The following is a 12,884-nucleotide window of genomic DNA, read 5'->3' on the forward strand; positions in this document are numbered from 1 at the left end:
TCAGATTTTACCTTGGCAATCGCCGCCGGGCACGGCGTGCGCCGGCGCGCTCATTCATTTCTGCTCCTGCGCCGACAGTCCCGCGGCGTGCAGCGCGGCCAGCACGTCGGCAATGTGCTCGCGCCCGCGCGTCTGCAACACCAGCTCGATCTCCACGCTTTGCGCCGACAGCGTGGTGAAAGCGCGCTGGTGATGCACTTCGTCGATGTTGGCGCCGGCATTCGCCACCACGCTGGTAATGCTCGCCAGCACGCCGGGAATGTCGCGCGCGCTGACCCGGATGCGCGCCAGCCGCCCGGCGCGCGCCATGCCGCGCTCGATGATGGCGGCCAGCAGCAGCGGATCGATATTGCCGCCACACAGCACCAGCCCGACGCGCTTGCCGCGAAACCGCTCGGGGTACTTGATCAGCGCGGCCAGCCCGACCGCGCCCGCGCCCTCGACCACCGTCTTCTCGATCTCCAGCAGCATCAGCACGGCCTGCTCGATGTCGCCCTCGTCCACCAGCAGCAGGTCGTCCACGCGCTGCGCGATGATGGCCCGTGTGACCCGCCCCGGCGCGCCCACCGCAATGCCCTCGGCAATGGTGCTGTTGCCCTGCGGGTGATGGCTGCCCGTGATGGCGTTGACCATGGCCGGAAAACGCGAGGTCTGCACGCCGACGATCTCGATGTCCGGCTTGAGCGCCTTGGCCGCGGTGGCAATCCCCGAGATCAGCCCGCCGCCGCCCACGGCCACGATCAGGCTGTCGAGATCGGGCACGGCGTCCAGCATCTCCAGCCCCACGGTGCCCTGGCCGGCCACGATGGCCTCGTCGTCGTAGGGATGGACGAAGGTCAGGCCCTGCGCGCTGGCCAGTGCCAGTGCGTGGGTGCTGGCCTCTTCCAGCGTGTCGCCATGCAGCACCACCTCGGCGCCAAAGCCGCGCGTGCGCGCCACTTTCACGCCCGGCGTGGTGCGCGGCATCACGATCACGGCGCGCAGGCCCAGGCGCTGCGCGTGGTAGGCCACGCCCTGCGCGTGGTTGCCGGCGCTCATGGCCACCACGCCGTGCCGGCGCTCCTCGGGGGACAGCTGCGCCAGCTTGTTGCAGGCGCCGCGCTCCTTGAAGGAGGCGGTGAACTGCAGGTTTTCGAATTTCAGAAATACCTGCGCGCCCGAAATCTGCGACAGTGTCTTCGATTCCACGCAGGGGGTGTTGAGAACCTGGCCTTGCAGGCGCGCGGCGGCCTGGCGAATATCGTTGAGTTCAATCATTTCCGGATTGTCTGCGGTAAAGGCGCGGAATCGTGCTAATGTTTTCAGCATTATTGTCTTCCAAAGCCCTGCAGTCTGCGTTATCGTGGAACTGCGCATGTCGTTGCTGGAGGCCTTTCCATGACCAAGCGTTCGGTTGACTTGAAAGATTCGCAGCTCATCGCGTCCCCGGGCCTCAAGAGCGCGCCCGTGCTGGACCTGATGTGCTCGCACTTCGTGTTGACGCTGGCCGCCAAGCAGGGGCCGAAATTCAATGTGCGGCGCGATCTGAACGGCCTGCTGTCGCTCTCGGGCCGGCACCTGGTGTGGCCCGTGCATGTGTTCAATCGCGTGCGCGAGTTTCTGGTGCGGCGCTGCAAGGACAACGAATTCTGGCGCGGGCACGAGGCGCTGGGCAACGCCGAATTCCTGGAGCGCCACGCCGTCTGGCGCGGCCCCTACGAAGAGGGCACGCTGTTCTTCTACCTCGACGAGTACGCCAAGGACCAGCCGAAAGACCTGCTGTCGGTGCTGGCCGTGACCGGCGACTGGCTCACGCACGCGCTCAAAAAACAGAGCACGCTGGTCGAGAAAAACATCGATGCGCTGTCGAACCTGCTGCAGCTCAATCGCGCCGAGCGCGCGCTGCTGCTGTACGGCACGCTGGCGCGCTACCAGCGCGACCTGCGCAGCCTGCTGGTCGAGTTCAAGGTCAACAACGCGCCCGAGGCCTACGCGGCCATCGCCGACATCGCCGGCGTGAACGCCTCCGAGGTCGGCGAGGCGCTGCGCGCGGGCTCGCGGCTCGAGCGCATCGGCCTGGTGGAAAACCTGATCTCCGAGCACAACATCACGGACCTGGCCGACCTCATGAAGGTCAGCGAAAAACTGCCGCCCGTGCTGATGCGCGAGTACCGCGACCAGAACGAGCTGATGGCGGTGTTCACGCGGCCCGCCGCGAAATCCACGCTGACGCTGAACGACTTTTCGTTCGCGCAGGAAGACGCGCAGGTGCTGTGTGCGCTCCTGCGCAACGCGGTCGAGCGCAAGGAGCCCGGCGTCAACGTGCTCTTGTACGGGCCGCCCGGCACCGGCAAGACCGAACTGGCCAAGGTGGTGGCACAGGCGGCCGGGCTGGACCTGTTCGAGGTCGAATACGCGGACCGCGACGGCAACTCCCTCTCGGGGCGCGACCGCTACCGTTCGCTGCAAATCGCCCAGGTGTTTTTAAAAGGCAGCCAGCAGGTGGCGCTGCTGTTCGACGAGGTGGAGGACGTGTTTCCCTCGGTCAGCGTGGACGCCGCCAACCTGATGGCGCGACAGGAGCAGCAGGCGCTGGCCGCCGCCGTCGGCCACAGCGTGAACGGCAAGGCCTGGGTGAACCAGATCCTGGAGTCCAACGCCGTACCCACGCTGTGGGTGACGAACCGCATCGAGCAGATCGACCCGGCGTTCCGGCGCCGCTTTGCGTACCACCTGGAGCTCAAGTCGCCGCCGCCGGGCGCGCGCGAGCAACTGGTGCGCAAGACGCTCGAGGGCGTCGAGGTCAGCGACGGGTTTGTCGCCAAGCTGACCGAGCGCAAGGGCCTGACGCCGGCGCAAATTCGCACCGCGGTGCGCTTTGCCGGACTCGCCACGAGCGAGGCGCTGGGGCTGGAGGCGCTGATCGAGCGCCAGCTCAAAAACGCCGATGCCGCGCTCGGCAACAAGGTCGAGACGGCGCCGGGGCGCCCCGCGGTCACCACCTACGACCTGGCCATGCTGAACGTGGAGTCGCGCTTCGAGATCGAGCGCATCGTGCAGGCGCTGCGCGCGCGCGGCCACGGCACGCTGTGCTTTTATGGCGCGCCCGGCACCGGCAAGACCGCGCTGGGCGAGTACATCGCGAAGGCGCTGGACAAGCCGCTGATCATCAAGCAGGCGAGCGACCTGATGAGCAAGTACGTGGGCGAGACCGAGCAGAACATGGCCGCCATGTTCAAGGAAGCCGAGGCCGAGAAGGCGGTGCTGCTGCTCGACGAGGTCGACAGCTTTTTGCAGGACCGGCGCGGCGCCCAGCGCACCTACGAGGTGACCGAGGTGAACGAGATGCTGCAGGGCATGGAGCGCTACCACGGCATTTTCATCTGCACCACCAACCTGCTGGACCGCATCGACCAGGCGGCGCTGCGCCGCTTCACCTTCAAGATCAAGTTCAAGCCGCTCAGCAGCGCGCAGCGCGAGGCCATGTTCGTGACCGAGGCGCTGGCGGGACAGGCCGCGCAACTCAGCGAGGCGATGCAGTCCCGCCTGCGCAAGCTCGAGCAGCTCTGCCCCGGCGACTTCGCCGCGGTGAAGCGCCAGACCGACATTCTGGCCACCGAGTTCAGCGCCGAGGAATTCCTCGAACAGCTCGAGGCCGAACACCGCATCAAGCCCGAGGTGCGCGATGCGCGCGGCATCGGGTTTATGCAGTAAAACGTCCGCCAGCCCTTGAGCGGCAAGCGCAAGGCGCTATCTATTTCATAGTATTCAGGCTGGCGCGCCCATCGCGGGCGCGCGGCCCGCACCGCGCCGGTACAGCGCCAGCGTGGCGATCAGGCCGCACACGGCGGCGGCCGTCATCCACCAGCCCGGCGCTGCCTTGTCGCCGGTCAGCTGGATCAGCCCGGTCGCGATGGCGGGCGTGAAGCCGCCGAAGATCGCCGTGGCCAGGCTGTAGGCCAGCGAGAACCCCGCGGTGCGCACGTTCACCGGCATCACCTCGGTCAGCGCCACCACCATGGCGCCGTTGTAGCTCGCGTAGAGGAACGACAGCCACAGCTCCACTTCGAGCATGTGGCCAAAGCTCGGCGCGGCGACCAGCCATTTGAGCGACGGGTAGGCGGTCAGGATGGTCAGCACCGTGAACAAAATCAGCAGCGGCTTGCGCCCCACGCGGTCCGACAGCGCGCCCATGATCGGCAGCCAGATGAAATTCGAGATCGCCACGAACAGCGTCACCACCAGCGCGTCGTTGGTCGACAGGTGCAGTACGCTCTTGCCGAAGGTCGGGGTGTACACCGTGATCAGGTAGAACGACACCGTGGTCATCGACACCAGCATCATGCCGGCCACCACGATGCCCCAATTGGTGATCATCGAGCGGAAGATTTCGCGCACGTCGGGCCGGTGCTTGCGCGCCATGAACTCTTCGGTTTCCTGCAGCGAGCGGCGGATGATGAACAGCACCGGCACGATCAGGCAGCCTACAAAGAACGGCACGCGCCAGTAGAAGTCCGCGATGTCGCCGGCGCTGAAAGTGGCGTGCAGCCAGTAGCCCAGCGCCGCCGCCACCATGATGGCGACCTGCTGGCTGGCCGACTGCCAGGCCACGTAAAAGCCCTTGTGCCCGGGCGTGGCCATCTCCGACAGATAGACCGACACGCCGCCCAGTTCCACGCCGGCCGAGAAACCCTGCAGCAACCGCCCCGTCAGCACCAGCAGCGGCGCTGCCAGGCCGATGGTGCCGTAGGCCGGCACGCAGGCGATCAGGAGCGTGCCCATGGCCATCAGCGCTAGCGTGACGATCAGCCCCTTGCGGCGCCCGACGCGGTCCACATAGGCACCGAGAAAAATGGCGCCGAGCGGGCGCATCAAGAAGCCCGCGCCGAAGGTCATGAAGGTCAGCATCAGCGAGGCGAACTCGTTGCCTGCGGGGAAGAACGCCTGGGAGATCTGCGTGGCGTAGAAGCCGAACAGGAAGAAGTCGAACATCTCCATGAAGTTGCCACCCGTCACGCGCAGCACGGTGACGAATTTGGAGGAGGCCGGCTGGGTCGGGATGGCTGGATTCATGGCGGAGCCCTGATCGCGTGGTCGTCGTTCACTGTAGGCCGAAAGCCGCTTCGGAGCCAGTCCGCGCCGCCTTTTTTTGAACCTAGGGGAAACACCTAGACGACGGCCCCGGCGCGCCCATGTCTGCAGAGCGCCCCGCCCGAATCAGAACGGTCCCGCGCACACGCGCAGCACCTCGTTGCCATAGGCCTCGAGCTTCTTCGCACCAATGCCGCTGATGCCCTGCAGGTCGGCCAAAGTGGCGGGCGCGCGTTCGGCAATCGCGGCCAGCGTGGCGTCGTGAAAGATCACGTAGGCCGGCAGGTTGTGTTCGCGCGCGACTTCGCCGCGCCAGGCCCGCAGCGCCTCGAAGCGGGCCTGGCCGGCGGCGTCCAGCGCGGTGGCAGCGGGTGATGCAGCGCCGCGCGCGGTTTTCCCGGCCGCGCCGCCGCGGCGCGGCTTGCGTGCGGCGGGCGCCGTGACCGATTCGCGCAGCTGTACGTTCTGCTCGCCGCGCAGCACGGCGCGCGAGCCCTCGGTGAGCTGCAGCGTGTTGAAGGCCTGCGCATCGACGCTGAGCGCACCGGTGGCGATCAGCTGGCGCAGCACGCCGCGCAGCTGCGTCTCGCTGAACCCGGCGCCGATGCCGAAGGTGCTGAGCGAGGCATGGCCGAACTGCGTGATCTTCTCGGTGGTCTTGCCGCGCACGATGTCCATGATGTGGCCGGCACCGAAGCTGATGCCGCTCATCTGCTGCACGCGGTAGATGGTGGACAGCAGCTTGCGCGCGGCATCGGTGCCGTCCCAGACGTCAGGCGGGTTCAGGCAGTTGTCGCAGTTGCCACATGTGGCCCCCACGCTCGGCACTTCGTGTCCTCGCTGCCCCTCGAGGGGGCCGTGTCCGCCTGGGGGCGGCCCGGCGTCGGACGAGGCGCGCTTATAGGTTTCGCCGAAGTAACCGAGCAGGCGCACGCGCCGGCAGTCCACGGCTTCGGCCAGCGACAGCAGGGCGTCCAGCTTGCCGCGCATCACGCGCTTGAAGTCCTCCCCGGCCGGGCTCTCGTCGATCATGCGGGCCTGGTTCACCACGTCCTGCAGGCCGTACACCATCCAGGCGTCGGCCGGCAGGCCGTCGCGGCCCGCGCGGCCGGTCTCCTGGTAGTAGCCCTCGATGTTTTTCGGCATGTCCAGGTGCGCAACAAAGCGCACGTCGGGCTTGTCGATGCCCATGCCGAATGCGATGGTGGCGACCATCACGATGCCCTCTTCACGCAAAAAGCGGTCCTGGTGCCTTTGCCGCACGGCGGCGTCGAGGCCCGCGTGGTAGGGAAGCGCGTTGATGCCCGCGTCCTGCAGCGTCTGCGCCACGTCTTCCACGCGCTTGCGCGACTGGCAATACACCACGCCGGCCTCGCCCTCGTGCTCGCCCTCGATGAAGCGCAGCAGCTGCGTGGTCGCGTCCTTCTTCTCGACGATGCTGTAACGGATGTTCGGCCGGTCGAAACTGCTGATGAACAGGCGCGCTTCCTCCAGCTGCAGCCGCTCGATGATGTCGGCGCGCGTCAGCGCATCGGCCGTGGCCGTGAGCGCAATGCGCGGCACACCGGCGTAGCGTTCGTGCAGCACCGTGAGCGCGCGGTATTCGGGGCGGAAGTCGTGGCCCCACTGGCTCACGCAGTGCGCCTCGTCGATGGCGAACAGGCTCAACTGGCCGCGCGCGTGCAGCGCGTCGAGCTGCGACAAAAAGCGCGGCGTGGTCACGCGCTCGGGCGCCGCGTAGAGCAGCGTGATCTCGCCGCGCAGCAGGCGGCGCTCCACGTCTTGCGTCTGCTCCCAGTCGAGTGTGGAATTGAGGAAGGCGGCGGCCACGCCGGCCTCGCGCAGCGCGCCGACCTGGTCGTGCATCAGCGCGATCAGCGGCGACACCACCACCGCGATGCCCTGGCCGGCACGCTGGCGCGCGATCGCCGGAATCTGGTAGCACAGGCTCTTGCCGCCGCCCGTGGGCATCAGCACCAGCGCGTCGCCGCCCGCCACCACGTGCTCGACGATGGCCTGTTGCGGGCCGCGAAACGCCTCGTAGCCGAACACCTCGCGCAGGATGGCGCTGTTTTGGGAAGTCATGCGGACAGGGAGTTTTTCAGGGCGCTATCAAATAAATAGCTGACAGTGCATGCCACTCATGGATTTGAGGCTGATTTGATGCGGAATCGAACGGTTCATGCCCTCTATTGTCCGGGCAAACCGGCGGCGGCAGGTGCGGGGCCGTAACCCCCCTACATCTGCTCCCACGGCAAGTTGTCATGGCGCCAGCCATTGAGCACGGAGCGGCGGAAGTGCGCGTCCAGATCACCCTCGAAGCCATGCACCACGTGCGCCACGTTGGTAAAGCCCGCGGCCTCCAGCGCCTGGCCGGCATGCTGCGTGCGCGTGCCGCTGCGGCAGATCAGCAGCAGCGGGCGGTCCTTGCGGCCGGCCTCGCGCGCCACGGCGGCCGCGAAGTGGGCCGGGTCGGGCGTCATGTCGGGGTATTCGTACCAGGGAATGTTTTCCACGCCGGGCGGGCGGCCCACATAGAGCGACTCGATTTCCATGCGCACGTCCACAAACAGCGTGTCGGGCTGCTGCTGGAGCAAGGCCCAGGCCTCGTGGGGGAGCAGGTTTTTCATGCCGGTATTGTCCGGGGAAAATCCCCGCGCGAGCCCGGCCGGGCCACACTTTCTACAATACAAACCTTATGAAGCCTCTCCAATACACCCGCGCCCAAGCCCTGCCAGCCCTGCTGGCCCAACGCATTGTCATTCTGGACGGCGCCATGGGCACCATGATCCAGCGCTTCAAGCTCAGCGAGGAGCAGTACCGCGGCGAGGGCTATGCCGGCCCCGGCAGCGTCGGCGACCGCTTCAAGGACTTCCACAAGCACGTCAAGGGCAACAACGAGCTGCTGAGCCTGACGCGCCCGGACGTGATCCGCGACATCCACGAGAGCTACCTCGCGGCCGGCGCCGACCTGATCGAGACCAACACCTTTGGTGCCACCAGCATCGCGCAGGCCGACTACGACATGGCGAACCTGGCGCGCGAGATGAACCTGCAGTCGGCCAAAATAGCACGCGCCGCCTGCGACAAGTTTTCCACGCCCGAGAAGCCGCGCTATGTGGTCGGCACGCTGGGCCCCACACCCAAGACCGCGAGCATCAGCCCCGATGTGAACGACCCCGGCGCGCGCAACGTGAGCTTCGAGGCGCTGCGCGCCGCCTACTACGAGCAGGTCGAAGCGCTGGTGGAGGGCGGCGCCGACGTGCTGATGGTGGAAACCATCTTCGACACGCTCAACGCCAAGGCCGCGCTGTTTGCCATCGACGAGTTTTTCGACCACTCCGGCGAACGCCTGCCGCTGATCATCAGCGGCACCGTGACCGACGCTTCGGGCCGCATCCTGTCCGGCCAGACGGTCACCGCGTTCTGGCACAGCGTGCGCCACGCCCGCCCGCTCGCGATCGGGCTGAACTGCGCGCTCGGCGCGGCGCTGATGCGCCCCTACATCCAGGAACTGCACCGCGTGGCGGGGGACACCTTCATCAGCTGCTACCCCAACGCGGGCCTGCCGAATCCGATGAGCGACACCGGCTTCGACGAGACCCCCGACGTCACGGCGCGGCTTCTGCGCGAGTTTGCGGCCGAGGGCCTGGTGAACATCGTGGGCGGCTGCTGCGGCACCACGCCCGAGCACATCGGCGCTATCCGCGAGGCGGTCGCGCCGCTGGCCGCGCGCACGCTCCAGCGCGATTTTTTCTACAAGGAAGCGGCTTGAGGGCAAGAAGCCCGGCCGGGACAGACTGAGCGGCGCGCCATGCAGGGCCTCAAGAGAAAAGTGGTGTACGTCACGCTGTACGAGCTCATTGCCATCGTCTGCTCCACCTGGGCGCTGGCCGCGATGTCGGGCCATGGCCTGGGCGACTCGGGCGGGGTGGCGGTGGCGGCGTCCTGCATCGCCGTGGCCTGGAACCTGGTCTTCAACACCCTGTTTGAGGCCTGGGAGGCGCGCCAGCGCGTGCGCGGGCGCAGCGTGGCCCGGCGCGTGGCGCACGCCATCGGCTTCGAGGGCGGGCTGATCGCGGCACTGGTGCCGTTGATTGCCTGGTGGTTCGATATCAGCCTGCTGCAGGCCCTGCTGCTGGACCTGGGCCTGGTGGTGTTCTTCCTGATCTACACCTTCGTCTTCAACTGGGGCTTCGACCGGGTGTTCGGCCTGCCGGCCTCGGCCATGGGTGATCCGGTGCGCGGTGTTTGAGGTCGGCCCCGACCCGCGCTACTGCACCGTCGGCTGGTTGATTTCCTGCTGCATGGCTTGCGTGAGCTGGGTGTACATCTTGAGCTTGTCGGTGCTCTCGCGCAGGCGCACGGCCAGGCGCAGCGAGATCGCCATCATGAGCTTGGCGGCGGTGCGCGGGTCGTCGTCCAGCAGTTGGGCCAGGCCGCCGCGCGTGAGGATCGCGCCGTGCACGTCGGTGGTGGCCGTGCACGAGGCCGCGCGCGGCTCGCCATCCAGCAGGCCCATCTCGCCGATCACGCGCCCCGGCCCGAGCACGGTCAGCGTGATCGGCTCGGAGCGGCTGACCACGATGGTTTCCACCGTGACTTCGCCGTCGAGCACCAGCAGCATGAAGTCGGTTTTGTCGACATCGCCTTCGCGGATGAAGATGGTGCCCTGATCGATCCGGTGCGGGCGCATGTAGCTCACCACGATGCGGGCCTCTTCGTGGCTCAGCTGCATCAGGGCGGCCGGGCCGATCAGCATGGCCGCGGCCTTGTCCGCGCTGGCCGAGCCCTCGAGCGCGCGCAGCCGCGCACTGTGGTTGTTGGAATGGCTGGAGCTCGCCGGATTTCTGCCAAAAAGGGTCTTGAACATGGTTACGCCAGTGGTGCCGCGAGCCCAAACCTTCGGACCCGATTAAAATCATGGTAACTCAAGGAGCGTTGCAGCGACCCGGCACCATGGCCGGCCCGCCAGGCTTGAGCAGGATCCAGCCGATCAACGACGCTCACCGGTATCAACGGCTGGCCCTGCAACCTGAGGGTCAGCGCAGACACAAGGTGAGCCATGTTAGATGCACAAATTTCCCCCATGAAACTCTCGGGCCTGGAGCCCGTGACCATCGATGCGGCCTCGCTGTTCGTGAACGTCGGCGAGCGCACCAACGTGACCGGCTCCAAGGCCTTCGCGCGCATGATCCTGAACGGCGAATACGAGAAGGCGCTGGCCGTGGCGCGCCAGCAGGTGGAGAACGGCGCCCAGGTGATCGATATCAACATGGACGAGGCCATGCTCGACAGCAAGGCGGCCATGGTGCGCTTCCTGAACCTGATCGCCAGCGAGCCCGACATCGCGCGCGTGCCGATCATGATCGACTCGTCCAAGTGGGAGGTGATCGAGGCCGGCCTGCGCTGCATCCAGGGCAAGGGCATCGTGAACTCGATCAGCATGAAGGAGGGCGTCGAGCCCTTCAAGCAGCAGGCCAGGCTGCTGCGCCGCTACGGTGCGGCCGCGGTGGTGATGGCCTTCGACGAGCTGGGCCAGGCCGACACCTACCAGCGCAAGATCGAGATCTGCGAGCGCGCCTACCACGTGCTGGTCGACGAGGTGGGTTTTCCGCCCGAAGACATCATTTTCGATCCCAACATCTTCGCCATCGCCACCGGCATCGAGGAGCACAACAACTACGCGGTGGACTTCATCAACGCGACGCGCTGGATCAAGCAGCACCTGCCGGGCGCCAAGGTGTCGGGCGGCGTCTCCAACGTGAGCTTCTCGTTCCGCGGCAACGACCCGGTGCGCGAGGCGATCAACACCGTGTTCCTGTACCACGCGATCAAGGCCGGCATGGACATGGGCATCGTGAACCCCGCCATGATGGGCGTGTACGACGACCTCGAACCGGAGCTGCGCGAGCGCGTGGAGGACGTGGTGCTGAACCGCCGGCCCGATGCCGGTGAACGGCTGGTCGAGGTCGCCGAAAACGCCAAGGGTGCGGCCCGCGACGACAGCAAGAAGCTGGAGTGGCGCGGCACGCTGGAGCACCCGGTCACGGTGGGGCAGCGCCTGTCGCATGCGCTGGTGCACGGCATCACCGACTTCATCACCGAGGACACTGAAGAGGCGTACCAGGGCATCCTGGCCAAGGGCGGGCGCCCGCTGCACGTGATCGAAGGCCCGTTGATGGACGGCATGAACGTGGTGGGCGACCTGTTCGGCCAGGGCAAGATGTTCCTGCCGCAGGTGGTCAAGTCGGCGCGCGTGATGAAGCTGGCGGTGGCGCACCTGATTCCCTACATCGAGGAAGAAAAGCGCCAGGACGAGGCGGCCGGGCGCGACGTGCGCACCAAGGGAAAGATCGTCATCGCCACCGTGAAGGGCGACGTGCACGACATCGGCAAGAACATCGTGACCGTGGTACTTCAGTGCAACAACTTCGAGGTCATCAACATGGGCGTGATGGTGCCCTGCCACGAAATCCTGGCGCGCGCCAAGGTGGAGGGCGCCGACATCGTGGGCCTGTCCGGACTCATCACGCCGAGCCTCGAAGAAATGCAGTATGTGGCCGGCGAGATGCAGAAGGACGACCATTTCCGCATCAAGAAAATCCCGCTGATGATCGGCGGCGCCACCACCAGTCGCGTACACACCGCGGTGAAGATTTCGCCGCACTATGAAGGCCCGGTGGTTTACGTGCCCGATGCCTCGCGCAGCGTGGGTGCGGCGCAAAACCTGCTGTCGGATCAGGCCGCCCAATACGTGGCCGAGATCAACGCCGACTACGAGCGCGTGCGCATCCAGCACGCCAACAAGAAGCAGGTGCCGATGTGGCCACTGGCGAAGGCGCGCGCCAACAAGACGCCGATCGACTGGGCGGCGTACAAGCCGACGCGGCCGAAGTTCATCGGGCGGCGCGTGTTCAAGAACTTCGACCTGACCGAGGTCACCCGCTACATCGACTGGGGCCCGCTGTTCCAGACCTGGGACCTGGCCGGGCACTTCCCCGAGATCCTGAAGGACGAGGTGGTGGGCACCGAGGCGGTGCGCGTGTACGCCGATGCCAGGCGCATGCTGCAGCGCCTGATCGAGGGCCGCTGGCTCTCCGCCAGCGCCGTGCTCGCGCTGTACCCGGCGAACAGCGTGAATGACGACGACATCGAGTTCTACACCGACGAGAGCCGCACCGAGGTCGCGCTGACCTGGTACGGCCTGCGCCAGCAGACCGAAAAGCACGTGATCGACGGCGTGATGCGCCCGAGCCGCTGCCTGGCCGACTTTGTCGCGCCCAAGTCCAGCGGCATTGCCGACTACGCCGGGCTGTTCGCCGTCACGGCGGGCCTGGGCATCGAGAAGAAGGAAAAGTACTTCACCGACGACATGGACGACTACTCGGCCATCATGCTCAAGTCGCTGGCCGACCGCCTGGCGGAGGCGCTGGCCGAGTGCATGCACCATCGCGTGCGCACCGATCTGTGGGGCTACAGCGAGCACGAGGCGCTCAGCAACGAGGACATGATTGCCGAAAAATACACCGGCATCCGCCCCGCGCCCGGCTACCCGGCCTGCCCCGACCACAGCGTCAAGCGCGACATGTTCGAGCTGCTGCAGGCCGGCGAGATCGGCATGTCCGTCACCGACAGCATGGCCATGATGCCGGCCGCCAGCGTCAGCGGCTTTTACCTGGGGCATCCCGAGAGCACGTATTTCAACGTCGGCAAGATCGGCGAGGACCAGGTGCAGGACCTGGCGCGCCGGCGCGGCATGGTGCAGAAGGAATTGCAGCGGCTGCTGTCGCCGAATCTCTAGGCGCGTGCGC

Annotated in this window: 9 protein-coding genes and 1 riboswitch; of the genes, 4 read left to right on the top strand and 5 right to left on the bottom strand. The window is 66.7% G+C overall.

Annotated elements, in window-relative coordinates; genetic code table 11:
• Positions 1-54: 54 nt before the first annotated feature.
• On the bottom strand, positions 55-1,257 hold the full coding sequence (locus B0E49_RS10420; protein ID WP_077562212.1) for a threonine ammonia-lyase: 1,203 nt from the start codon (positions 1,255-1,257) through the stop codon (positions 55-57).
• A gap of 120 nt (positions 1,258-1,377) precedes the next feature.
• Here B0E49_RS10420 and B0E49_RS10425 point away from each other — a divergent pair, with 120 nt between their 5' ends.
• Positions 1,378-3,693 (top strand): ATP-binding protein, encoded by a 2,316-nt coding sequence (locus tag B0E49_RS10425; protein ID WP_077562133.1) that lies wholly within the window; start codon positions 1,378-1,380, stop codon positions 3,691-3,693.
• 54 nt (positions 3,694-3,747) lie between these two features.
• On the opposite strand, the gene B0E49_RS10430 is transcribed toward B0E49_RS10425, so the two are convergent.
• The 3 genes from B0E49_RS10430 to B0E49_RS10440 all read right to left on the bottom strand — a co-directional run bounded on the left by B0E49_RS10430 (position 3,748) and on the right by B0E49_RS10440 (position 7,700).
• Positions 3,748-5,052 (bottom strand): MFS transporter, encoded by a 1,305-nt coding sequence (locus B0E49_RS10430; RefSeq protein WP_077562134.1) that lies wholly within the window; start codon positions 5,050-5,052, stop codon positions 3,748-3,750.
• Positions 5,053-5,196: 144 nt separating this feature from the next.
• Positions 5,197-7,155, bottom strand: a complete 1,959-nt coding sequence (locus B0E49_RS10435; RefSeq protein ID WP_077562135.1) for a RecQ family ATP-dependent DNA helicase — start codon at positions 7,153-7,155, stop codon at positions 5,197-5,199.
• A gap of 152 nt (positions 7,156-7,307) precedes the next feature.
• Positions 7,308-7,700 (bottom strand): rhodanese-like domain-containing protein, encoded by a 393-nt coding sequence (locus B0E49_RS10440; protein ID WP_077562136.1) that lies wholly within the window; start codon positions 7,698-7,700, stop codon positions 7,308-7,310.
• Between the two features lie 68 nt (positions 7,701-7,768).
• Between B0E49_RS10440 and B0E49_RS10445 the strand changes: the two genes are divergently transcribed.
• Positions 7,769-8,845, top strand: a complete 1,077-nt coding sequence (locus B0E49_RS10445) for a homocysteine S-methyltransferase family protein (RefSeq protein WP_077562137.1) — start codon at positions 7,769-7,771, stop codon at positions 8,843-8,845.
• Between the two features lie 39 nt (positions 8,846-8,884).
• On the top strand, positions 8,885-9,325 hold the full coding sequence (locus tag B0E49_RS10450; RefSeq protein ID WP_077562138.1) for a PACE efflux transporter: 441 nt from the start codon (positions 8,885-8,887) through the stop codon (positions 9,323-9,325).
• Positions 9,326-9,343: 18 nt separating this feature from the next.
• Here the strand turns inward: B0E49_RS10450 and B0E49_RS10455 are convergent, their stop codons facing one another.
• The gene (locus B0E49_RS10455; protein WP_077562139.1) at positions 9,344-9,943 is read right to left on the bottom strand and encodes a Crp/Fnr family transcriptional regulator; all 600 of its coding nucleotides are present in this window, start codon (positions 9,941-9,943) and stop codon (positions 9,344-9,346) included.
• A gap of 54 nt (positions 9,944-9,997) precedes the next feature.
• A riboswitch (S-adenosyl-L-homocysteine riboswitch) is annotated at positions 9,998-10,085 on the top strand.
• 74 nt (positions 10,086-10,159) lie between these two features.
• On the opposite strand from B0E49_RS10455, the gene metH reads away from it, so the two are divergent.
• The gene (gene metH / locus B0E49_RS10460) at positions 10,160-12,874 is read left to right on the top strand and encodes a methionine synthase (protein WP_077562140.1); all 2,715 of its coding nucleotides are present in this window, start codon (positions 10,160-10,162) and stop codon (positions 12,872-12,874) included.
• Positions 12,875-12,884: the final 10 nt, after the last annotated feature.

Source organism: Polaromonas sp. C04 (assembly GCF_002002705.1).
Classification (GTDB): Bacteria; Pseudomonadota; Gammaproteobacteria; order Burkholderiales; family Burkholderiaceae_C; genus Rhodoferax_A.